We start from the raw sequence: 21,990 nt of genomic DNA, 5'->3' as shown, positions 1-21,990 counted from the left end.
CGACACGAAGTGCGCGAAGACTTGGGGGAGGGTTCAGGTTCTTATGATACCGGCCATGAATCGTCGGCAGCTCTGGAGGGATCTTTCGCGCTTTCCGTGGGGCAACACCGCGGCGGTGCTGGGCGAGCGTTTCCGCGAAGACCGGCTCGGCCTCACGGCCAGCAGCCTCACCTTCACCACCACCATTGCGATGGTGCCGTTCTTCACGGTGGCGCTGGCGCTTTTTACCGTGTTTCCGATGTTCGCCAAGCTGCAGGGGCGGCTGCAGCGCTGGCTCATCGAGAGCCTGATTCCCGACAACATCGCGCGCCAGGTGCTGGGCTACCTGAACCAGTTCTCGAGCAAGGCGGGCGGCCTGGGCATCGCGGGCCTGGTGGTGCTGCTGATCACCGCCATTGCGCTGATCCTCACCATCGACAAGACGCTCAACAACATCTGGCGCGTGCGCTCGCCCCGGCCCTTTGCGCAGCGCGTGCTGATCTACTGGGCCGCCATCACGCTCGGCCCTCTGATCCTGGCGGTGAGCCTCTCGACCACCTCGTATGTTTTCGCCGCATCGCGCGACGTGGTGGGCGGAAGCATTCTCAAGCTGTTTTTCGACACCTTCGAATTCGTGCTGCTCGCGGCCGGCATGGCCTCGCTCTACCACTACGTGCCCAACACCAACGTGCGCTGGTCGCATGCCTGGGCCGGCGGCGTCTTCGTGGCGGCTGCCATCGAGATCGCCAAGCGTGTGCTGGGCTACTACCTGAGCCTGGTGCCGACCTATTCGGTGCTCTACGGTGCCTTCGCCACGGTGCCGATCCTGCTGGTGTGGATCTACGTGGCCTGGGTGATCGTGCTGCTGGGCGCGGTCATCGCCGCCTATCTGCCGAGCCTGCTGACCGGCGTTGCGCGCCGCGGCGGGCGGTCCGGTTGGCCGCTGCAGCTGGCCATGGAGGTGCTGCAGCACCTGGCGCGGGCGCGCGCCACGCCGGCCAAGGGCATGGGTGCCACCGAACTCGTCACGCGCATGCGGGTCGATGCGCTGCAGGTGGTGCCGGTGCTCGAAACGCTGGTGGCGCTGGACTGGATCGCCCCGCTCGCCGAGGAAACCGCGAACGAAGATCCGCGCTACGTGCTGCTGGCCGATCCGTCCACGCCCATCGAACCGCTGCTGAGGGAGCTGCTGATGCCGCGCGCCGAGCCGCTCGAAGACCTGTGGCGCAAAGGCCCGCTGTACACGCTGCGCCTGGGCGACGTGCTCCTGATTTGATAGCCGTCAGATCTTGACCTTGCCCAGCCAGATGTCGCGGTACATCGCCCAGTCGCCCATGAAGCTGTAGAGCGGGCGCTTGAAGGAGGCCGGCTTGTTCTTCTCGAAGCCGAAGTGCCCGACCCAGGCAAAGCCATAGCCCGCGAGCAGCCCGGCCAGCAGCCAGAGCGGATTGAGCGTGACGACCAGCGCCACCAGGCACAGCAGCGAAATCGTCGAGCCCGCGAAGTGCAGGCGCCGGCAGGTGCGGTTGGCGTGCTCGCTCAGGTAGAAGGGGTAGAACTCCGCGAAACTCTTGAAACGTCGCGGATCGACAGCAGATTCCGGGGCAGTCGTGGTGTTCATCGTGCGGGTCTCCTGAACGCCGGGGGCGCTTTGTCCATAATAGCCACGACCTCCCGGCCGCACGACACCGGCTTCGTATTCACACCTTCACCGCATCAGCCTTGAGCGCCCTTCCTGCCGCCCCCGTTTCCGCCGAGCCGGCCAGCGATGCGCCGTGGGTCGTGTGCCTGTGCGCCGAATGGTGCGGCACCTGCCGCGACTACCGGCCATTGTTCGAGCAGGTGGCGCGGGCGCATCCGCAGCTCCGCTTCGCCTGGGTCGACATCGAGGACCACGCCGAGATCGCCGACGCCTTCGACGTGGAGACCTTTCCGACACTGCTGATCGCCGGCGCCGACGGCACCCGTTTCCTGGGCCCGCTGCTGCCGCACGCCGAGACGCTCTCGCGCATGCTCGGCGCGCTGCAGGCACCGCAGCCTTCCAGTCTCGACGTCGACCTGCTGCTGGCGGTGCTCGAGAAGCGTCCCGCCGACTTCGCGGTCTGACCGCGCCCCACCCATGAACATCCTGATCTTCGGCGCCACCGGCATGGTGGGGCAGGGCGTGCTGCGCGAATGCCTGCTCGCGCCCGACGTGGCGCGCGTGGTCGCGGTCGGCCGCAGAGCCAGCGGGCAGCAGCACCCGAAGCCGCAGGATGTGGTGATCGAGGACATGTATGACTACAGCGGCTTCGAGCCGCAGTTGCAGGGCTTCGATGCCTGCTTCTTCTGCCTCGGCGTGTCGTCGGTCGGCATGCAAGAGGCCGACTACAAGCGCATCACCTACGACCTCACGATGGCCGCCGCCACCGTGCTCGCGCGGCTCAACCCCGGCATGACCTTCACCTACGTGACGGGTGCGGGCACCGACAGCAGCGAGCGCGGCAGCCGCATGTGGGCGCGCGTGAAGGGCGCGACCGAAAACGCCTTGCTCAGGCTGCCGTTCAAGGCCGCCTACATGTTCCGCCCCGGCATGATCCAGCCGCTGCATGGCGTGCGTTCGAAGACGCCGCTCTACCAGGCCGCGATCATGGTGCTCAAGCCGGTGCTCGGGCTGGCCTATCGGCTCTGGCCCGACAAGGTGACGACCACCGAAAAGGTGGGCCGCGCCATGCTGGCCGTGGCGCGGCACGGCGCGCCGAAGGTGCTGCTCGACCCGGCGGACATCAACGCGTTGGGACGCTGAAGCTCACGTAGTTGCGGGCGCACTGGAACGTGCGCGCCCCAGCTTGCGCCGCCCCGCGCTGGCAATGGCATGCACCAGGTGCCGCACGAACTCCTGCGCCAGCGGCGTGAGCGTGCGGCCTTCGAGCGCCAGCACCTGCAATTGCCGCTGCTGCAGCGGCGCCTCGGCGAACGGGCGCGCCACCACGGTGCCCGCGTCGATGAGGTGCGTCACCGTGAGGTGCCCCGACAGCATCACGTCCGGCGTGCGCAAGAGCGGCAGCAGCACCGATGAAAAGTTGCTGACGAAGATCGCGCGGTACTGCAGGCCCTGCAGGCTGCACGCCTGGTCGAACAGCTGCCGCGCGGTCACGCCCTTGTCGCCCACGGCCAGCGGATAGCGCACGGCATCCGCCACCGACACCACGCGCTGCCGCGCCAGCGGATGGTCGGGGCGCAGCACCGCGAACACCGGCGCATTGGTCGAGTGCTCGATCTTCAGGCCGAGCTCCGGCGCCACCACGTATTTGAGTGCGATGTCCGCCTCGCCGCGCGCGAGCAGCGCGCTCACGCCGTCGGGCGAGCCCACGTGGAGTTCGAGCTGCGTGCCCGGATGGGCCGATTCGAAGCTGCGCATGACCTGCGGCATGAAGTGCGCGGCAAAGCCTTCGGTGCAGGCCATGCGGATGCGGTGCGCGCTGCGGCCACCGAGGTCGCGGACCTGCTCGATGACCTGCTCGATGTCGAGCTGCGCATTGCGCAGGTGCGCCGCGAGCCGCTCGCCCGCCGCGGTGAGCGCCATGCCCCTGGCGTGGCGCTCGAACAGGGGCGTGCCCAGGCTGTCCTCGAGCTTGGCGATCTGGCGGCTGACCGCCGAGGGGGCCACGAACAGCCGCGCCGCGGCCTGGCTGACCGAGCCGCTGCGCGCCACTTCGAGGAAATGGCGCATCGGAATGCTGAGGAGCGGTGGTGTCATGGCGATGGAAGCGTTGCCTTGAAGGCAATAGTAGCTTGCGAAATCGGTGCTGGAAGCATTGCCCTTCAGGCCTTGTACTTGCTGCATCCCACGCAAACAGGAATTCCTTCATGCAACGTACCGAGAGCCTTGCCGCTGCCGCCGCCTACTTCGACGGCGGCGGCTTCTTTACCGACCTGCAGCGGCGCGTCGCCTTTCGCACCGAGAGCGACACTGGTGCCGCCACGCCCGCACTCGGCGCCTACCTGCGCGACGAGCTGGTGCCGCCACTGGCTGCGCTGGGTTTCGAATGCGAGATCGTCGAGAACCCCGTGGCCGGCGGCGGGCCCTTCCTGATCGCGCGCCGCATCGAAGACCTTGCATTGCCCACCGTGCTGAGCTATGGCCACGGCGATGTGGTGAGCGGGCAGGACGCGCACTGGGACGAAGGCCTCGGGCCGTGGACGCTCACCGTGCGCGGCGACCGCTGGTACGGGCGCGGCACGGCCGACAACAAGGGCCAGCACACCATTGCGCTCGGCGGGCTGGCCGCCGCGCTGCGCGCACGGGGCGGGCGCCTGGGCTACAACATCACCTGGCTCATCGAGACCGGCGAGGAGGCCGCATCGCCGGGCCTGCACGCGGTGTGCGAGCAGCGGCGCGAGCGGCTGCGCGCCGACCTGTTCATCGCCAGCGACGGACCGCGCGTGAGCGCCGAGCGTCCCACGCTGTTCCTGGGCTCGCGCGGCGCCGTCAACTTCAGCCTGCGGCTGCGTGCCCGGGCGCGCGGCTACCACTCGGGCAACTGGGGCGGCGTGCTCGCCAATGCGGCCACCGTGCTGAGCCATGCCGTGGCCTCGCTGGTGGACGCGCGCGGGCGCATCCTGGTCGAGGCCTTGCGGCCGCCTGAAATTCCGCAGGGCGTGCGCGAGGCGCTGGCCGGCATCGCCATCGGCGGCGGCGCCGACGATCCCGCGCTCGACCAAGGCTGGGGCGAGCCCGGCCTGAGCCCGGCCGAGCGGCTGGTGGCGTGGAACACCATCGAGGTGCTCGCACTCGGTGCCGGCTCGCCGCAGCGGCCCGTCAATGCGATTCCGTCCGAGGCAGTGGCGCATTGCCAGCTGCGCTTCGTGGTCGGAACGCCGTGGCGGGAGCTGGCGGACATCGTGCGCGCCCATCTCGATGCGCACGGCTTCGGCCAGGTCGAAGTGCAGATCACGCTGACCGGCGCGGCGACGCGGCTCGATGTCGAGAATCCCTGGGTGGGCTGGGCGCGCCAGTCCATCGAGCAGAGCAGCGGCCAGCGCGTCGACCTGCTGCCCAACCTCGCGGGCTCGCTGCCCAACGACGTCTTCGCCGACCTGCTGGGCCTGCCCACGCTGTGGGTGCCGCATTCGTACCCGGCCTGCGCGCAGCACGCGCCCAACGAGCATCTGCTGGCCTCGCTGGCGCGCGAAGGCCTGCAGATCATGGCGGGTCTCTACTGGGATCTGGGCGAGCCGGGGCTTGCGCCGTGGGCCGCCGGGAAAACGACGCGCGCTGCTGCCTGATTTCTCTTTCTGGACAAACCATGAAAACTGCTCTCTTCCATCGGCTCCGTGGCCTGCTGGTCTGCGCTTGTGCGCTCGTCGCCTTCCATGCCCCCGCACTGGCGCAGGACAACTGGCCCGACAGGCCCGTGAAGCTGATCGTGCCCTTTCCGCCAGGCGGCGGCACCGACATCGTCGCTCGAGCCATGGGGCAGGGCCTGTCGGAGCGGCTCGGCCAGCCCGTGGTCATCGACAACAAGCCCGGCGCCGCCACCATCATCGGCACCGACGCCGTCGCCAAGGCCGCGCCAGACGGCTACACGCTGCTGCTCTCGGGTTCCACCAGCTACAGCGTGAACCCCGCGCTGCGCGCCAAATTGCCCTACGACCCGGTGCGCGACCTGGCGCCCATTGCCATCGTCGCGCGCACGCCGCTGGTGCTGGTGGTGGGCGCCGGCACGCCGTGGCGCTCGCTGCCCGAACTCATCGCCGCCGCCAAGGCCAAGCCGAAGAGCATCCGCTACGCCACCTTCGGCGCCGGCTCGGGGCCGCACCTCGCGGGCGAACTGCTCGCGCTGGCCGCGGGCATCCAACTGCAGGACATCCCGTACAAGGGCAGCAGCCAGGGCTCGATGGCGGTGATCGGCGGCGAGATCGAGATCGGCATCGACACCGTGGCCGCCGTGGCGCCGCATGTGCGATCGGGCAAGCTGCGGGCCTTGGGCATCGTGGGCGCGGCGCGCTCCAGCATGCTGCCCGAGGTGCGCACCCTGGCCGAGCAGGGGCTGCCCGATGCCACTTTCGATGCCTGGTACGGCTTTGCCGCGCCGGCGCGCACGCCGGCCCTGGTGGTCGAGAAGCTGGCGCGCGCGGTCACAGCCACGATGGGCAACCCGGCGCTGCAGGCGCAGCTGCGCGCGCAGGGCATGGAGCCGGTGGCCATCGGCGCGGCGGCATTCCGCACGCAGATGGAGGGCGAGATCTCGCGCTACCGTGCGCTCGCGCATCGCGCGGGCATCGCGGCTGAATAAGAGGCGGAAGGTTCAGGCGGTCGCGCCGACGAAATCGCGCAGCGCGAACAGCACTTCGTCGGGCGCCTCGCTCATCAGCGCGTGGCCGGCATGCACCGTCACCACCTTGGCGTTGCGGGCCTTGCCCACCAGCGCCTTGGTCGCGCGCGGCGGTGTCATCTGGTCGGCATCGCCGAGCAGGAACAGCACGGGGCACTGCACGGCTTCGATCGCTTTCTCGCCGTTCGCGTAGTCGTTGCAGGCCTTGAAGCCGATGTGGAACACATTGGCGTCGCGGTTGCTCGCAAGCACGCGGCGCATCAGCGCGCGCGAGCTGCCATAGAGCCAGGTGCCGGGGCCGAGCGAGGAGGGCGGCGGTGCCAGCAGCGAGTGCGAGAAGGTGTTGACCATCGCGATGGCGCGCTGCGGGTCGTTGAGCGCACCATCGAGCAGCGCGGGCGACACGGTCATCGGGTAGGCCGTGCCCACCAGCGCCAGATGGGTCACCCGTTCGGGTGCGCGCGAGGCGGCTTCGAGCGCGATCAGCGATCCGAAGCTGTGGCCCACGAGCGCAGCCTTCTGCACGCCGGCCGCATCGAGCAGCGCGAGCACGAACTGCGCCGCGTCTTCCACGCTGGCAGGCGGCGGGCCTGCGCTCCTGCAGTGGCCGGGCAGGTCTAGCGCCAGCACGTTCCAGCCGTGATTGGCGAACCAGCGGCTTTGCAGGATCCACACGCTGTGGTCGTTGAGCACGCCGTGGATGAACACCACGGTCGGCTTGTCTGCATCGAAAGCCTTGCCGCCGGTGTAGCAGTAGGTGGCGTGGCTGTTGACGGTGTAGTTCATGTCAGTTGCTCCACGGGGCGGTGTCTTTGTTCGTGGCGCTGTTGTTCAGGGCGCCGTTGTTCAGGGCGCGTGCACAGGCCACCGGGTACTCCCCTCCGCGAATGTCCCCCGGCTTCGCCTCCTCCTTTATTTCGCTGCGGGGAGCACCCGGCGCCCTGCGCACACTGGGCGCTGCCGTTGTTCCGCTCGATCAACCGCCGCTGCGTACAACGCTCCCGCCGATGGGGTGCCTTGCGCAGCGAAATCAAGGAGGAGGCCGCAGGCCGGGGGACATTCGCGGAGCAAGGTACCCCGTCGGCGGGAGTGCGCCCTGAACAAGGCACGTCGAACACAACACGACGCAAAGAAAAGCAAGGTTTCATCCCTAGCCCCCCGCCTTTTCCGCAGCCTTGAGCGCACGCTTCAGGTCGTCGATCAGGTCGGCCGGGTCTTCGAGCCCGATGGAAAGCCGGATCGTCCCCTGCGAAATGCCCGCCCCCGCCAGCGCCTCGTCGGTCATGCGGAAGTGCGTGGTGCTGGCCGGGTGGATCACCAGGCTGCGGCAGTCGCCCACGTTCGCCAGGTGGCTGAAGAGCTTCAGCGCCTCGATGAAAGCCTTGCCCTGCGCGCGGCTGCCCTTGATGTCGAAGCTGAACACCGCGCCGGCGCCGCGCGCACCGTGGCGCAGCAGCTTCTGCGCCAGCGCATGGCTGGCATGCGATTCGATCAGCGGATGCCCCACGCGCGACACGAAGGGGTGGCTCGCGAGGAGCTCGACCACCTTCTGCGTGTTGTCGATGTGGCGCTCCATGCGCAGCGGCAGCGTCTCGATGCCCTGCAATATCAGCCACGCCGTGTGCGGACTCATCGAGGCGCCGAAGTCGCGCAGGCCTTCGCGCCGGGCGCGCAACAGGAACGCGCCGACCGTGCTTTCCTCGCTGAAGACCATGTTGTGAAAGCCGTCATAGGCCTGCGTGAGTTCGGCGAATTTGCCCGATTTCTCCCAGTCGAAGCTGCCGCCGTCGACCACCACGCCGCCAATCACCGTGCCATGGCCCGAGAGGAACTTGGTGGCCGAGTGGTAGACCAGGTCGGCACCCCAGTCGAAGGGCTTGATGAGATAGGGCGAGGTGAGCGTGGAGTCGACCAGCAGCGGCACGCCGGCTTCGTGGGCGATGTCGCTCACGGCCGGAATGTCGAGCACGTCCAGGCCCGGGTTGCCCACGGTTTCGCCGAACAAGAGCTTGGTTTCGGGCCGGATCGCGGCGCGCCAGCCGTCCAGGTCGCCGGGCTTCACGAAAGTGGTGTCGATGCCGAAGCGCCGCATCGTGTAGTGCAGCAGGTTCTGCGAGCCGCCATAGAGCGCGGTGCTCGCCACGATGTGGGAGCCCGCGCCCATCAGCGTGGCCACCGACAGGTGCAGCGCGGCCTGGCCGCTGGCGGTGGCAATCGCGCCGATGCCGCCTTCGAGCGCCGCAACGCGCTGCTCGAGCACCGCGTTGGTCGGGTTGCTGATGCGCGAATAGACATGGCCTGCGCGCTCGAGGTTGAAGAGCGCCGCCGCATGGTCGCTCGACTCGAAGACGAAGGAGGTGGTGAGGTGGATCGGCACCGCCCGCGCGCCGGTGGCGGGGTCGGGCGCGGCGCCGGCATGCAGCGCCAGGGTGTCGAAGCCGGGGTCGGAATAGCCGGGCATGGGGGCCTTTCTGGGTTCGTTCGCAATGCCCCGTTACGTCTGCTAATCATGCGAGCGCGTCATGGGCGTGGGAGTCGGCGCCGATTGTGGGCTATATTCAAATCGGCACGCCGCCGAGAACGATTTCCGAGAGGAGCACACGATGAAAGTCAGCGACATCCTTCGCGTCAAGGGCAACACGCTCTTCACCATCACGCCCGACGACCTGCTGGCCGAAGCCGTCAACACCATGGCGGAAAAGGACATCGGCTCCCTGGTGGTCATGGAACACGGCGACCTGGTCGGCATGCTCACCTTCAGGGAAGTGATCCTGGCCATTGTCGACAACGGCGGCCAGGTGGGCGGCACGCTGGTGCGCAAGGCCATGGACGACGCGCCCGTGACCTGCACGCTCGAAACCGACCTCGACGAGATCCGCCGCATCATGCTGGAGCGCCACGCGCGCTACATGCCCGTGATGGACAAGCGCATGCTGATGGGCGTGATCAGCTTCTACGACGTGGCCAAGGCGGTGGTGGACAGCCAGAACTTCGAGAACAAGATGCTCAAGGCCTACATCCGCGACTGGCCAGAAGAGCAGTAGTTAGCACCGCACCCTGCGCCTGCCGGGCTGGTTTATTCCTTGATGTTGGCTGACTGCACGATCTTTTGATTTCGGGCGTATTCGGCCTGGACGAACTGGCCGAATTGCTCCGGCGTGCCGCTTCCGGGCAGGGCGCCTTGCTCGTTGAGCTTGGCACGCACCTGCTCCTCGGCGAGCACGGCGTTCAGTTCCTGGTTGAGGCGGGCCACGACGGCGGGCGGGGTTCTGGCGGGGGCGAAGATGCCGGTCCAGCTCACCATGTCGTAGCCCTTGAGGCCCGGCATCTCGTTGAAGGTGGGCACGTTGGGCAGCGCGGCCAGGCGCTGGCTGCCGGTGATGCCAAGCGCCTTCAGGCGGTTGCCGTTCACGTGCGGAATGGCGCTGGTGCTGACCAGCATTGCCAGGTCGACCTGGTTGCCGATCACGTCGGTGGCAATCTGCGCGCCGCCGCGGTAGGGCACATGGGTCACGAAGATGCCGCTCTTCTGCTTGAGAAGCTCCATGGCCAGCTGCAGCACGGTGCCCACGCCCGAGGTGGCGTAGTTGTAGGCGCCGGGCTTGGCCTTGGCGAGCTTCACGAAGTCGGCATAGGTTTGCGCCTCGAGGCCGGGCCGAGCCACCAGCACCATCGGCGCGGTGTTGAGCATGCCGACCGGGGCCAGGTCCTTGAGCGGATCGAACTTGAAGGCCGAAGGATTGACCAGCCGCCCGATGGCGATGGCGCTGTCGGGCCCGACCACCAGCGTGTAGCCGTCGGGCGCCGCGTTGACAGCCTTGGCCACGCCGATGGCGCCGCCCGCGCCGCTCACGTTCTCGATCACCACCGACTGCTTCAGCCGCTCGCCCAGCCGCGTGGCGACGAGGCGGGCGTTGACGTCCACGCTGCCGCCCGCGGTGTAGGGAACGATCAGCGTGATCGGCTTGGCCGTGGGCCATGCGCCCTGCGCGAGCGCCGAAATCGGCAGCACCGAGCAGAGGGTGGCGGCAAGAAGAAGGCGGCGAGGGTTGTTCATGGCGTGGGTCATTGCGGGTGGGCGGGATGCTGCTCTTGTGCGAGGCGCGCGCGCAGCGTGTCGAACTCGCGGCTCCATTGCGTGCGCCAGCCGCGGCGCTGCGTGTCGTCGATCCATGCGCCGTCGAGCCCGTTGTGCATGAAGCCGCGCAGGTCGTTCAGCCCGAAGCCGAAGTCGCGCGCCATCATCAGCCAGGCCTGCGTGGGCGTGACCTTGTGCAGCGTCGGGTCGTCGGTATTCGGATGGATGCGCAGGCCCAGGCCCGGCATGCGGCGAATGGGATGGTCGAGCGCCCAGCGTTCCGGCGGCAGCGTGCGCAGGTAGTAGGAGTTGGTGGGCACCACGGTGAAGATCACGCCGCGTTCGGCGCACTGGCGCGCGAAGTCGGGCTGGTCGACCACCGTGTAGCCGTGGTCGATGCGGTCCACCTGCAGCACGTCGAGCGCGGTGCGCACGTTGGTCCATGGCATGCCGAATTCGCCCGCATGCGCGGTGGCCTTGAGCCCCGCGCGCCGCGCGTCGGCATAGGCCTGGGCGAAGAGTTCGGGCGGCCGGTCGACTTCGCGGTAGTCGATGCCGATGCCGATCACCTCGTCGCAGCGGTGCGCCTTGACCCACTCCACCATGTCGACGGCCGCCTCGGGGCTCGCCTCGCGGTCGATGGCGGCGATGAGCCGGCCCGTGATGCCGAACTCCTGCTGCGCGTCCTGGATCGCGCGGACGATCGCGCCCTGCGCCATCGGGTAGGCGATGCCGGAGCCGTGCACCGTGCCGGTCGGGTTCCAGAAGAACTCGGCGTAGCGCACGTTGTGGGCTGCCGCGTCCTCGAGGTATTCGCGCGTCAGCTGGTAGAGGTCGCCGGCGCTGCGCACCAGCTGCGCGTCGAGCGCGCGCAGCACGCGCAGCACGCCCACCGGTTTTTCTCCGCGTGTATAGAAGCCTTCGATCTCCTCGGCCGCGAGCGGAGAGCCGGCGCGATGGTTGAGTTGCCTGAAGGTTTCGTGGCGCACCGTGCCGAACAGGTGGCAGTGCAGCTCCACCTTGGGAATCGCATGCAGCATGGATTCCAGCGTGAGGGGCGCAAAGGCGGGGCTGGTCATGCCAGCCAGTCTAGGGAAGGCTGCTCCATAAGCAAAATTTTGAATTTCTATAATTTGATTCATTGAATTGATAATTGGAACGCCATGGCCTCCTTGCCGCTTCGGGCGCTCACCTTGCGCCAGCTTCAGTTCTTCTCGGTGCTGGTGGAAGAAGAGCACTTCGGCCGCGCGGCGCGCCGGCTGGCCATTACCCAGCCGGCGCTGAGCAACGCGATCAAGCAGATGGAGAAGCTGCTCGGCGCCGAGCTGCTGACCCGTTCCACCCACCGGCTGGAACTCACGCCCGTGGGCGCCGAGGTGCTGGCGCGCACCGATTTCCTGGTCAACACCTTCGAGGTGGCCTTGCGCGACATCGAGAGCACCGTGCAGCGCGGACGCGCCTTCGTGCGCGTGGGCGTGATCCCGTCGGCCAGCGCACGCGTGACGGCCGCGGCCAGCGAGTTTCTTCAGGCCGGGCAGCGCGAGCTCGAGATCGCCTGGCGCGATGCGCCTTCGACCACCTTGCTGGCCGAGCTGCGCAGCGGCCAGCTCGACATGGCGGTGGCCGCCATCACCGAGCCGCCGGGCGGGCTGGCCTGCGTCGACCTGTTCCGCGATCCGCTGGTGCTGGTGGTGCGCCGCGACCATGCGCTGGCCGCGGCCGCAGACGCGAGCTGGGAGGCCATCGGCCGCGAGCGGCTGGTGCTGTTCGAAAGCGGCAGCATGCCGGCCCTCGGCAATCCGGCGCGTGCGCAATTCGAGCAAGGCCCCGAGCCTTGCCGCGTGAGCTATTCCGAAACGCTCTATGCGCTGGTGCGCAGCGGCCAAGCCTTGGGGTTGATGCCGCGGCTCTACACCTCGCTGCTGCGCGACCCCGAGCTGGTGGTGCTGCCGCTGCTCAAGCCGCGCATCGAGCGCCGCGTGGTTCTGGCCTACCTGCCGGGGCCGATGCGCAACGTGGCGGCGCAGGAGCTGATCGCGTTCCTGCGCGAGCGGCTGCCGCAGGCCGGCGAGGCCACGGTGCGGCGTGTGGCGGTCAAGGGAAAGCGCAGCCGGCGCTGAAGCCGGCATTCGACCGAATGCTCAGTGCAGCTCGGCCGCGGCGTGGATGGTCTCGCGCACGCGCGGGTAGATCTGCGCGTTCCACTTGCTGCCGCTGAAAACGCCGTAGTGGCCCACGCCGGCTTGCAGGTGATGCACCTTGAGGTACGGCCGGATGCCGGTGCAGAGGTCTTGCGCCGCCACCGTCTGGCCGGCCGAGCAGATGTCATCGCGCTCGCCTTCCACCGTGAGCAGCGCGGTGCGGCGGATGGCGGCCGGGTTCACCGTGCGGTCGCCCACGGTGAGCACGCCGCGCGGCAGGTCGTAGGTCTGGAACACGCGCTCCACGGTCTCCAGGTAGAACTCGGCCGGCAGGTCGTTCACCGCCAGGTATTCGTCGTAGAAGCTGCCGATGGTGCGGGCCTTCTCGATGTCGCCCTCAACCAGATGGCGGACCATGTCCTGGAACTGCTTCTTGTGGCGCTCGGGGTTCATGCTCATGAAGGCCGAGAGCTGCAGGAAGCCGGGGTACACGCGCCGCATCATGCCGGCATGCGGCCAGGGCACGTGGCTGATGAGGTTGCGGCGAAACCATTCGATCGGCTTGCTGGTGGCCAGCGCGTTGACGCCGGTCGGGTTGACGCGGCAATCGACCGGGCCGGCCATCAGCGTGAGGCTGCGCGGCGTGGCCGGGTTGTCGTCTTCCGCCATCAGCGCCGTGGCGGCCAGCGCGGCCACGCAGGGCTGGCAGACCGCGACCATGTGCACGCCCGGGCCCACGGCCTCGAGAAAGCGCATGAGCTGCAGCGTGTAGTCGTCCAGGCCGAATCGGCCCTGCCACAGCGGCACGTCGCGCGCGTTGTGCCAGTCGGTCAGGTACACGTCGTGGTCGCGCAGCAGGGTGCGCACGGTTTCGCGCAGCAACGTCGCGAAATGGCCCGACAGTGGTGCGACCAGCAGCACGGGCGGGTGCACGGCCTGCGTGTCCTTGCGGAAGTGCAGCAGCGTGCCGAAGGGCGAGACCAGCGTTTTCTCTTCGTGCACCGCGGTTTCCACGCCATCGACCGGCACGCTGGCAATGCCGTAGTCGGGGCGCGAGTGCGTCAGCCGCATGCGCGAAAACACTTCGAACTGCGCGGCCATGCGCCGCAACATGGTGCGGTCGGTGCCGTCCTTCCAGAGGGCCTGGCCGAGGTACTGGGCTGCGAGCCGGGAGGGCGAAAGCAGGTCGGCTTGGTTCTGGTAGGCCCGATACAACATGAAAGTAGTACAGGCAAGTTGCGGGCCAAGCGGTGGCACAGGCCTTGCACGTCCCATGGGAGCCAACCGGCAGCAGGCAGCCCGTCAAGGAGATCCACGATGGCCAAACCCGTTCTCACGATCAGCAGCAAGAACTACGGCGCCTGGGCGCTGCGGGGCTGGCTGATGTGCAGGCTGGCAGGGCTCGACTTCAGCGAGAAGATCATTCCGCCCGACGACCCGGCCATGAAGGCCGAGATGCTGCTGCTCTCTTCGTCGATGCTGGTGCCCTCGCTGCAGCACGGCGGCGTCAAGGTGTGGGACACGCTGGCCATCGGCGAATACCTGAACGAGATCAAGCCCAAGGGCGGGCTGCTGCCGACCGACATCCAGGCCCGCGCGCACTGCCGCGCCATCTGTGGCGAAATGCACTCGGGCTTCGCTTCGATGCGCGGCGCGTTGCCGATGAACATCAAGGCCCGGTTCCGCGGCTTCAAGATCTGGTCGCGCGCGCAGGCCGACATCGACCGCATCGTCATCATCTGGCGCGAATGCCTCAAGACCTACGGCGGCCCCTTCCTGTTCGGCAAGCAGCCGGGCATGGCCGATGCGATGTACGCGCCGGTGGTCACGCGCTTCCTGAGCTACGACGTGCCACTCGACAGCGTCTGCGCCGCGTACTGCAAGCGCGTGATGGACCTGCCCGCCATGCAGGAGTGGGTGGCCGCCGCGAAGGAAGAGCCCGAGGAAATCGACGAGCTCGACGCCGAGTTCTAGCCAGGGCCTGTTAACGCCATGGAAGGGATCCCCTTCCATGGCGTTAACACGCCCTAGCGGCGGAACATCCGCAGGTCGAGCGCGCTTTCCTCGCCGAGCCACATGGCATGCGCCGTGTGGTCGGCGAAGTCGTCGCCCGTGACGCCGTGCACGAAGATGTCGAGGCCGTTGCGGTGTGCCTCCAGCCATTCGATCACCTGGTCGAACTCGGCCGCGTCGAACGCCAGCTGGCAGCTCCAGCGCGTGTGGGGCCCCACCAGCCGTTCGTGCACCCGGCCGACCACCACCATCAGTTCGCGGCCCGCCTGCTCGCACAGCTGCCGTGCCTGCGCCACCGTGCCGGGGCCGAAGTACACGTGGGCGTGGTATTGCGGATAGAGGTTTTCAGGGCGGCGCGGCATGGTCCGGTCATTGTGGACTGTTCACGCGGCCGCCGCAGCGGTTTCGCTGCGCGCCTTGTAGAAGCGCAGGATGTGCTCGGAGAAGTCGCCCAGGAGGAACTGCGCCACGCGGTCGGCGTACCAGTTGAAGCGCGTGCTCACGCGCCAGGAGACGTCGATGCGAAGCTCCGTGCCGCCCTCGCGCGGCGTGAGCGTGTAGGCCGAATCGCGCAGGTCGAAATAGTGGCCGCCGATCACCACGTGGTCGTCCAGCGCGCCGGCGGGAAACGAATCGGGCGAGAAGCGGTAGCGCCACTTCACCCGCTGCAGCGGCTGCCATTCGGTGATGATTTCGTCGAAGTGCACGTCCTTCTGCCACTGCACCTTGCGCACGCGGCCTTCGGGGGTGTCTTCGGTCAGGCCCGCCACCGGCATCGGCACGCCGATGCGGTAGGCCCAGGCATCGCCGACTTCGCTCGGGCGGATGCCCTGCGCATCGTTGAGTTCATGCCACACGCGCTCGGCGGGCGCGGCGATGAAGAGCGTGCGCGAGGTGCTCGAGACCTGCTCGGGGTTGGGCCAGTGCGGCTCGATGGCGCCGAACACCAGCGGCAGCATGGCGAAGCTGTAGAGCGCCGGCCTGGGCCAGTTCGTGACGCGGCAGACGATGCCCATCGCGAGGCCGCCGAGGCTGCCCATGAACGCGAACAGCGGAATGATCACGACCGCGCAGATGATGCCTTCGATGAAGACTGCCAATGTGCCGGCCACGAACAGGGCAGTGGAGATCAAGGGCATCCAGAGGTAGTAGCCCCAGCTGCGCCGTTCGATGCGCTCGGCCATGTAGACCGTGACCGCGCCGCACACGGCAGGCGCGAGGTAGATGAACGAGCCGAGCATCGCCGAGAAGCGATGGCCCGGTCCACCGCTGAATGCGATGCGCAACAGCAATGCCACCAGGGCACCAGCCAGCGTTGGCCAGAACCACGCGAAGGGCATGCCGCGAATGGAGACGTCGGTCATCGCAGGCGCGGCGGCGGGCGCCGGCGCGGCTGGGTCAGACCGCTGGGTGTCATCGGGTTCGGTGCTCATCTCAACCTTTTCTCCTCGTTGTGTTTTTCGGTCTTTCAGTCGCTGCGCCTGGCGGTCACCAGGCAGTAGTCGAAATCGCGCCAGAAAAGGCCCAGCACCAGCGCGCAGTAGCTGGCCACGATGTGCTTGCGGCGCCAGGGGCTGAGCCGGCCGCGCGCCTTCCAGAGTTCGGCCAGCGCGAAGCGGGTGGCAAGCACCGGGATGTGCAGCGCGCTGGGCGCCACGCGCCAGCGCAGCGAGCGCACCTCGACGTCTTCGAATCCGTTGTCGCGCAGCGCAGCGACGAAATCACCCTGCACGGCCAGCGTGGGCACGGCCCAGCTGTCGGCCCACAGGCGGTGCAGCCAGCTGGCGGTGCGGCCGGGCTTCTGGCGCAGCAGGAAGCCGTCGATCACCGCGAGCCGCGCGCCGGGCTTCAGCAGGCGGGCCGCCTCGCGCACGAAATCGGCCTTGGCGGTGCCGCTCGCGTAGCAGGCGCTTTCCACGGCCCAGGCGCCATCGGCCTGTGCAGCGGGCAGGCCGGTGCGCGTGTAGTCGGCTTCGATGTGCGCCATGCGGTCGGCCACGCCGGCACCGGCGTCGAGCCGCGCGGCGATGCTGTTCTGCACCGCCACGTTGGTGACCGTCACGGCAAACAGCGACGGGTCGTCGCCCACCAGCGTGCGCGCGGTCGCGCCGGCGCCGCAGCCGAGGTCGACCACGCAGCGGCGTCGTGGCGCCTTCTCCATGGACCGGGGCTCGTCGAGCTTCAGCGCGCGGCCGACTGCGCGGTTCATCTCCACCAGCATGCCTTCGCGCCGCAGCGGGTTCAGGCCGAGCCGCCAGAAGCCGAAGTGCATGTTGTAGCTGGGGCTCCATGCGCGGTAGTCGTCGGCGACCTCGGTGAAATAGTCCTGTGTGTCGGCCTTGGTGATGGAGGCTTCGGGCGCCGTGGATGTTCGAGGCCCACCGCGGGCGCTGGAGGGACGGAAATCGGGCTGGAAGACGTTGGGCACGAAAGCTCCTTTTTTTCAGATCCGGCAGTTGCCGCCGGTGCAGGTGCGGGACGCGCGCGCGGCCTTGCCGGCGAGCAGGGCCACCAGCCAGAGCGGCAGCTGGTAGCGGTTGCGCGCGAGCACCGCATAGGCGCGGTCGGCCAGCGGCGCGACCAGCGGCAGGTCGAGCAGCAAGCTGCCGCTCGGCAGCCCGACGGCGTCGCGGCAGGCGCGGATGGCGGGGACGCCCACGAACAGCTGTCCCGCGGCGTCAATGGCGTGGATCGCGGTCATCAGCGCCTCGCGCGGGGCCGGCCCGGCGTCGAATCCAGCGGGCGAGCAGTCGACGAGGTTCAGGCGGGCCGCGGCATCGCGCGCCTTCATCGCAGTCATTTCCGCCGTGCAGAGGGCGCAGGTGGCATCGAAGTAGACGGTCAGAGGGTAGGCGGCGATGGTGGGCATGAGGATGTTTTCGTTATTTCTGTCAAAACAGAAATGGTCGGGCAAAAAAAGAGCAGCTCAGATCATCGGCAGGCTGGCATGGTGGGCATCGGGGTCGTCGTCCTTCTTCGGCGCTGCTGGAGTTGCCGCCTGCGCCGCATCCCCGCGAACGAACTTCTGCACGCTGGCGCCGAGCGTCAGCACCTTGTCGAGCGTGCCGGGCGAGAGCCGCAGCATTTCGTCGGCCCAGGTGGCGAGCTTGGCCATCAAGTCCATGGTGGAGCGGATGCGGTCTTGCGCATCGGCGGGCTCCTTCTGGAAGTCGGGGCTGGAGACGATCTCGCGCAGCACGCGGATGGTGGGGTCGAACTCGCGTTCCTTGCGCTCGCGCACCACGGTGCGGAACAGCTCCCAGACGTCGACACTGGTTTCGAAATAGTCGCGCCGGTCGCCCAGGATGTGCGTCACGCGCACCAGGTTCCATGCCTGCAGTTCCTTCAGGCTGTTGCTCACGTTGGAGCGGGCCACGCCCAGCGTGTCGGAGAGCTCTTCGGCATGCATGGGCTTGCCGTGCGCGAACAACAGGGCATGGATTTGCGAGACCGTGCGGTTGACGCCCCACATGGAGCCCATTTCCCCCCAATGGAGAACGAACTTGCGTTGGATGTCGGTGAGTTCCATGCCTCGGAGTCTAGGATTTTAGAAATTTCTGTCAAGAGAGAAATAAAAAATCCGATTGCCATCGGAAAGGGTTTGGAATACTGTGTAAACATACAGTATTCGAAAGAAAGGATCTGTCATGCCGGCGGCCTACATTCCCCTCCATGCCATCAAGGGCCGCGGCGCGGCCACGCGCCTGGCGCACCGCTTTTCGCGCGACGAGCGCAATGCATTCGACGACGGCTGGGGCACGCTCGAAGAAGGCGCGGCCGAAGCCGAAGAGTTGTCGCCGCTTGCCACCGAGGTGCGCTTCGAGGACGTGAAGTCGGTGCTCAACGAGAACGACTCGCCCGACATTTCATTCGACCGTTCGCTCAACCCGTACCGCGGCTGCGAGCACGGCTGCATCTACTGCTTCGCCCGGCCGACGCACAGCTACCTCAATCTCTCGCCGGGGCTCGACTTCGAAACCAAGCTCATCGCCAAGCGGAACATCGTCGAGGTGCTGCGCGCCGAACTCGGCCGCAAGGGCTACCGGCCCAGCCACATCGCTATCGGCACGGCCACCGATTGCTACCAGCCCATCGAACGCGAGCTGCGGCTCACCCGCTCGGTGATCGAGCTGCTGAAGGAAACGCGGCATCCGTTTGCGCTGGTCACAAAATCGAGCGCGGTCGAACGCGACCTGGACCTGATCGCACCCATGGCCGCCGAGCACCTGGCCGCGGTGTACATCACCGTGACCACGCTCGACGGCGAGCTGGCCCGCAAGCTGGAGCCGCGCGCGGCCGCGCCGCATCGGCGGCTGCGCACCATTCGCACGCTGGCCGAGGCCGGCGTGCCGGTGGGCGTGAGCGTGGCGCCGCAGATTCCCTTCGTCAACGAAGACATGGAGCAGGTGCTCGAAGCCGCCTGGGAGGCCGGTGCGCGCAGTGCCTTCTACACGGTCATCCGGCTGCCGTGGGAGGTGGCGCCGCTCTTCAAGGAATGGCTCGAACTGCACTACCCGCAGCGCGCGGACCGCATCATGGCGCGCATCCACGAGATGCGCGGCGGCAAGGACTACGACGCCGACTTCGCCACCCGCATGAAGGGCAGCGGGCTCTGGGCCGACCTGATCCGCCAGCGCTTCGAGAAGGCGGCGAACCGCATCGGCTTCAACCGCGAGCGCATTGCGCTCGATCTCAGCGCGTTCCGGCCACCGGGCGCAGCGGGGCAGGGCAGCCTGTTCTAGGATCGGCCGCGCTGGAAGTGTCCGCTGCGCACCAGTCGCCGCCGAGCGCCTTCACCAGGAACACCGAAGTCAGCAGGCGCTGGCCCTGCAGCTGCGCGGCCTGGCGCTCCACCGTGAGCAGCGACTGCTGCGCGGTGATCACGTCGAGATACGTCGAGGCGCCGCCTTCGTAGCGGCTGGTGGCCATGTCGAGCACGCGGCGCGCCGCCGCGACGGCGGCCTGCGCCTGGGTGGTCGCGCGGTCGAGCGCGGCCAGGCCGGTGATGCCGTCTTCCACTTCCTGCATCGCGGTCAGCACCGTGCGGCGGTAGTTGCCCACGGTGGCGTCGTAGCCGGCCTTGGCGAAATCGACATTCGCGCGCACGCGGCCGCCATCGAACAGCACCTGCGTGGCCGACACGCCCACCGACCACAACAGGCTCGGTCCGTCGAATAGCGTCTCGATCATGCGGCTGTCCACGCCCACGGTCGGCGAGATGACGAAGCTCGGATAGAGGGCCGCAGTGGCCACGCCGATCTGCGCGTTGGCCGCCGCCATGGCGCGCTCGGCCGAGGCCACGTCGGGCCGGCGCTGCAGCATTTCGGAAGGCAGGCCCAGCGGCACCGCGGGCGGGCGAATCTCGCGCAGGTCGGCCGGCAGCTCGAAGCTCGGCGCCGGCGTGCCCGTGAGGGTGGCGAGCGCGTGCTCATACTGCGCGCGCTGCTTCTTCAGCACGTCGACCTGCGTCAGCGTGGTGTCGAGCAGCGCCTGCTGCTGCGCCACGTCGAGGCCCGACACCGCACCCAGGTCGTGGCGCGCTGTGACCAGTTCGAGCGCGCGCCGCTGCAGGGCGATGGACCGCGAGAGCACGTCGAGCTCGGTGTCGGTCGAGCGCAGGTTGAAGTAGTTGTTCGCCACGTCGGCAGTGAGCACGAGCCGCGTGTTCTCGAGGTCGGCGGCCGATTGTTCGGCCGAGGCCGTGGCGCCTTCGACGCTGCGCTGCACGCGGCCCGCGAGGTCGAGCTCATAGCTCGCGTTGAGCGACAGCATAAAGTCGTTCTGCACCGTCGACGAGTTGGCTGTGGCGTAGTTGGTGAGCGGCCGGTTGGCGGAAATCTTCAGGCGCGAAGCGCGGGTGCCGAAGCCGAGCTGCGGATACTGGCTGGCCGAATTGGCCGCGAGCGTGGCGCGTGCCTGGGCCAGCCGCGCGTTGGCGATGGCCAGCGTCGGGCTGCCGGCCAGCGCCTTGTCCTGCAATGCGTCGAGCTGCGCGTCGTTGAAGCGCCTCCACCACGGGCCCTTGTCGGCGCTGTCGTCCGGTGCGGCCTGCCGCCACGGTTCCTCGAGCTTCCAGCTCACGGGCAGCGGGGTCTCGGGCGCCTTGTAGTCGGGGCCGACCGCGCAGCCTGCCAGCAGCAGCGCTGCGGCTGCGCAGGCATCCAGCAGGCGCAGTCTCACGCCGGTTCCTTTCGGGGAGGTGCCTTCGCATCCGCTGCCGGTGCTTCGGGTGCGATCGTCACCACGTCGCCCTCGGCCAGCGAGTCGGAAGGATTGAGCACCATGCGGTCATTGGCGCCGATGCCATCGGTCACCTCAACGCTCTCGCCGTAGTTGCGGCCCAGCGTGACCGCGCGCAAGCCGATGCGGCCTTGCGCATCGACCACCGCGATGCGCGTGCCTTCGGCGCGGAACAGCAGCGCATTGGCCGGCACCGTGAGCGTCTGGCTCGCGGCCAGCGGCAGCGACACCTGCACATAGGCGCCCGGCAGCAGCGCGCCGTCGCGGTTGGGCAGCGACACCTCGACCTGCATCATCCGCGTGGTGGCGTCGATCGAGCCCGAGGTGCGCGCCACCTCGCCCGTGAAGCGCTGGCCGCGCAGTTCCGCCTGCGTCACCACCACCGGCTGGCCCGCCTTGACGAGCTGCGCGTAGGCCTGTGGCACGTTGATGTACACGCGCAGCGGATCGGTCTGCGCCAGCATGAAGAGTGCGCGCCCGGCGCCGCCGCCCGCACCGGCGTCGATCAGGTCGCCCACGTCGACATTGCGGCGCGTGATCACACCCGCGAACGGCGCGACGATGCGCTTGAAGCCTTCGGTCTGCCTCAGGCGCTGCACGTTCGCATCGGCCGCCGCCACGTTCGACGTGGCCTGCGCCACCGCGCTGCGGCGTTCGTCGAGGTCCTGTTGCGAGACCACGTCCTTCTTGCGCAGGTTTTCCCAGCGCTCGGCCGTGCTCTTCGCGAGCTCCAGGCCCGAGGCCGCCTGCGCGCGGGCGGCAATGGCCTGCGACAGCTGCTGGTCGATTTCGGGCGTTTCGATCTCGGCCAGCAGCTCGCCTTTCTCGACGCGGCTGCCGATGTCCCTGGTCCAGCGCTTGAGGTAGCCGCTCGCGCGCGCCGAGATCGGCGACTGCACGAAGCCCTGCAGCGTGCCGGGCAGCGCCAGCGTCTGGCCCGCGGCGGGCGTGCGCGGCAGGGCGGTCTGCACATGCAGCTTCGCGCGTTCCGCGGTACCGGCTTCGAGCGCGCGTGCATTCGCGATGCGCACGAACACCGTGCGCGCCGCCCCCAGCGCCAGCAGCGCGAGCACGATCAGCACCAGCCAGCGCGTGCGCTTCACGATCTGGCGGCGGCGCAGCAGTTCGCCTTCGCCGTCTTCCGCGGCGATGGGGTGGATGGCCAATGCCGAGTGGCGTTGCTCCGTCATGGCCAGCTCGGCGCCGGGCCGCTCCCAAGGCG

Annotated in this window: 23 protein-coding genes; 9 read left to right on the top strand and 14 right to left on the bottom strand. The window is 68.3% G+C overall.

What is annotated here, in order from left to right; all coding sequences use genetic code 11:
• Positions 1-43: 43 nt before the first annotated feature.
• Entirely contained in the window at positions 44-1,255 is a 1,212-nt protein-coding gene (locus QFZ47_RS04815; protein ID WP_307654563.1) for a YihY family inner membrane protein, read from the top strand.
• A 6-nt stretch (positions 1,256-1,261) separates the two neighbouring features.
• On the opposite strand, the gene QFZ47_RS04810 is transcribed toward QFZ47_RS04815, so the two are convergent.
• Positions 1,262-1,600: an Mpo1-like protein gene (locus QFZ47_RS04810; RefSeq protein ID WP_307654562.1), complete on the bottom strand. Its 339-nt coding sequence runs from the start codon at positions 1,598-1,600 to the stop codon at positions 1,262-1,264.
• Positions 1,601-1,701: 101 nt separating this feature from the next.
• Here QFZ47_RS04810 and QFZ47_RS04805 point away from each other — a divergent pair, with 101 nt between their 5' ends.
• Together QFZ47_RS04805 and QFZ47_RS04800 are read left to right on the top strand one after the other, a co-directional pair.
• Complete coding sequence (locus tag QFZ47_RS04805; protein WP_307654561.1) at positions 1,702-2,085, top strand: thioredoxin family protein; 384 nt, start codon at positions 1,702-1,704, stop codon at positions 2,083-2,085.
• Between the two features lie 13 nt (positions 2,086-2,098).
• On the top strand, positions 2,099-2,764 hold the full coding sequence (locus tag QFZ47_RS04800) for a Rossmann-fold NAD(P)-binding domain-containing protein (RefSeq protein WP_307654560.1): 666 nt from the start codon (positions 2,099-2,101) through the stop codon (positions 2,762-2,764).
• A 3-nt stretch (positions 2,765-2,767) separates the two neighbouring features.
• Here the strand turns inward: QFZ47_RS04800 and QFZ47_RS04795 are convergent, their stop codons facing one another.
• On the bottom strand, positions 2,768-3,718 hold the full coding sequence (locus QFZ47_RS04795; RefSeq protein ID WP_307654559.1) for a LysR family transcriptional regulator: 951 nt from the start codon (positions 3,716-3,718) through the stop codon (positions 2,768-2,770).
• 110 nt (positions 3,719-3,828) lie between these two features.
• Here QFZ47_RS04795 and QFZ47_RS04790 point away from each other — a divergent pair, with 110 nt between their 5' ends.
• Positions 3,829-5,247, top strand: a complete 1,419-nt coding sequence (locus tag QFZ47_RS04790; RefSeq protein WP_307654558.1) for a M20 family metallopeptidase — start codon at positions 3,829-3,831, stop codon at positions 5,245-5,247.
• A gap of 20 nt (positions 5,248-5,267) precedes the next feature.
• Positions 5,268-6,257 carry a Bug family tripartite tricarboxylate transporter substrate binding protein gene (locus tag QFZ47_RS04785; protein ID WP_307654557.1) on the top strand — a complete coding sequence of 330 codons (990 nt, stop codon included), beginning with the start codon at positions 5,268-5,270 and terminating at the stop codon, positions 6,255-6,257.
• Positions 6,258-6,269: 12 nt separating this feature from the next.
• Here QFZ47_RS04785 and QFZ47_RS04780 read toward each other — a convergent pair whose 3' ends face one another.
• Positions 6,270-7,082, bottom strand: a complete 813-nt coding sequence (locus QFZ47_RS04780) for an alpha/beta fold hydrolase (RefSeq protein ID WP_307654556.1) — start codon at positions 7,080-7,082, stop codon at positions 6,270-6,272.
• 364 nt (positions 7,083-7,446) lie between these two features.
• Positions 7,447-8,757, bottom strand: a complete 1,311-nt coding sequence (locus tag QFZ47_RS04775; protein ID WP_307654555.1) for an O-acetylhomoserine aminocarboxypropyltransferase — start codon at positions 8,755-8,757, stop codon at positions 7,447-7,449.
• Positions 8,758-8,899: 142 nt separating this feature from the next.
• Here QFZ47_RS04775 and QFZ47_RS04770 point away from each other — a divergent pair, with 142 nt between their 5' ends.
• Entirely contained in the window at positions 8,900-9,340 is a 441-nt protein-coding gene (locus QFZ47_RS04770) for a CBS domain-containing protein (RefSeq protein WP_055799807.1), read from the top strand.
• A 32-nt stretch (positions 9,341-9,372) separates the two neighbouring features.
• On the opposite strand, the gene QFZ47_RS04765 is transcribed toward QFZ47_RS04770, so the two are convergent.
• On the bottom strand, positions 9,373-10,353 hold the full coding sequence (locus QFZ47_RS04765; protein WP_307654554.1) for a Bug family tripartite tricarboxylate transporter substrate binding protein: 981 nt from the start codon (positions 10,351-10,353) through the stop codon (positions 9,373-9,375).
• An 8-nt stretch (positions 10,354-10,361) separates the two neighbouring features.
• Entirely contained in the window at positions 10,362-11,453 is a 1,092-nt protein-coding gene (add, locus tag QFZ47_RS04760) for an adenosine deaminase (RefSeq protein WP_307654553.1), read from the bottom strand.
• An 84-nt stretch (positions 11,454-11,537) separates the two neighbouring features.
• On the opposite strand from add, the gene QFZ47_RS04755 reads away from it, so the two are divergent.
• The gene (locus QFZ47_RS04755) at positions 11,538-12,494 is read left to right on the top strand and encodes a LysR family transcriptional regulator (RefSeq protein WP_307654552.1); all 957 of its coding nucleotides are present in this window, start codon (positions 11,538-11,540) and stop codon (positions 12,492-12,494) included.
• A gap of 21 nt (positions 12,495-12,515) precedes the next feature.
• Here the strand turns inward: QFZ47_RS04755 and QFZ47_RS04750 are convergent, their stop codons facing one another.
• On the bottom strand, positions 12,516-13,733 hold the full coding sequence (locus tag QFZ47_RS04750) for a polyhydroxyalkanoate depolymerase (protein ID WP_307654551.1): 1,218 nt from the start codon (positions 13,731-13,733) through the stop codon (positions 12,516-12,518).
• A gap of 99 nt (positions 13,734-13,832) precedes the next feature.
• Here QFZ47_RS04750 and QFZ47_RS04745 point away from each other — a divergent pair, with 99 nt between their 5' ends.
• Positions 13,833-14,489 (top strand): glutathione S-transferase, encoded by a 657-nt coding sequence (locus QFZ47_RS04745; RefSeq protein WP_307654550.1) that lies wholly within the window; start codon positions 13,833-13,835, stop codon positions 14,487-14,489.
• A gap of 53 nt (positions 14,490-14,542) precedes the next feature.
• Here QFZ47_RS04745 and QFZ47_RS04740 read toward each other — a convergent pair whose 3' ends face one another.
• Genes QFZ47_RS04740 through QFZ47_RS04720 form a run of 5 tightly spaced genes read right to left on the bottom strand, consistent with a single transcriptional unit; the run spans position 14,543 to position 18,057 of the window.
• Positions 14,543-14,890: a DOPA 4,5-dioxygenase family protein gene (locus QFZ47_RS04740; RefSeq protein ID WP_307654549.1), complete on the bottom strand. Its 348-nt coding sequence runs from the start codon at positions 14,888-14,890 to the stop codon at positions 14,543-14,545.
• Between the two features lie 21 nt (positions 14,891-14,911).
• A complete protein-coding gene (locus QFZ47_RS04735; RefSeq protein ID WP_307654548.1) occupies positions 14,912-15,961 on the bottom strand; it encodes an SRPBCC family protein in 1,050 nt (349 codons plus the stop codon).
• Positions 15,962-15,996: 35 nt separating this feature from the next.
• On the bottom strand, positions 15,997-16,956 hold the full coding sequence (locus QFZ47_RS04730; RefSeq protein ID WP_307654547.1) for a class I SAM-dependent methyltransferase: 960 nt from the start codon (positions 16,954-16,956) through the stop codon (positions 15,997-15,999).
• 15 nt (positions 16,957-16,971) lie between these two features.
• Positions 16,972-17,397 carry a thiol-disulfide oxidoreductase DCC family protein gene (locus tag QFZ47_RS04725; RefSeq protein WP_307654546.1) on the bottom strand — a complete coding sequence of 142 codons (426 nt, stop codon included), beginning with the start codon at positions 17,395-17,397 and terminating at the stop codon, positions 16,972-16,974.
• Positions 17,398-17,454: 57 nt separating this feature from the next.
• Positions 17,455-18,057 (bottom strand): GbsR/MarR family transcriptional regulator, encoded by a 603-nt coding sequence (locus tag QFZ47_RS04720; protein WP_307654545.1) that lies wholly within the window; start codon positions 18,055-18,057, stop codon positions 17,455-17,457.
• Between the two features lie 118 nt (positions 18,058-18,175).
• Between QFZ47_RS04720 and QFZ47_RS04715 the strand changes: the two genes are divergently transcribed.
• Positions 18,176-19,270 carry a PA0069 family radical SAM protein gene (locus tag QFZ47_RS04715; RefSeq protein ID WP_307654544.1) on the top strand — a complete coding sequence of 365 codons (1,095 nt, stop codon included), beginning with the start codon at positions 18,176-18,178 and terminating at the stop codon, positions 19,268-19,270.
• On the opposite strand, the gene QFZ47_RS04710 is transcribed toward QFZ47_RS04715, so the two are convergent.
• Both QFZ47_RS04710 and QFZ47_RS04705 read right to left on the bottom strand, forming a co-directional pair.
• The gene (locus QFZ47_RS04710; RefSeq protein WP_307654543.1) at positions 19,221-20,708 is read right to left on the bottom strand and encodes an efflux transporter outer membrane subunit; all 1,488 of its coding nucleotides are present in this window, start codon (positions 20,706-20,708) and stop codon (positions 19,221-19,223) included. The two genes, QFZ47_RS04715 and QFZ47_RS04710, sit on opposite strands and share 50 nt — an antisense overlap.
• Entirely contained in the window at positions 20,705-21,958 is a 1,254-nt protein-coding gene (locus tag QFZ47_RS04705; RefSeq protein WP_307654542.1) for an efflux RND transporter periplasmic adaptor subunit, read from the bottom strand. Before QFZ47_RS04705 ends, QFZ47_RS04710 begins: the two co-directional genes overlap by 4 nt.
• Positions 21,959-21,990: the final 32 nt, after the last annotated feature.

The organism is Variovorax paradoxus (assembly GCF_030815975.1).
Lineage (GTDB): Bacteria > Pseudomonadota > Gammaproteobacteria > Burkholderiales > Burkholderiaceae_C > Variovorax > Variovorax paradoxus_N.
Note: the sequence above shows the minus strand (reverse complement) of the source record. Positions and strands in the feature narration are given on the sequence as shown.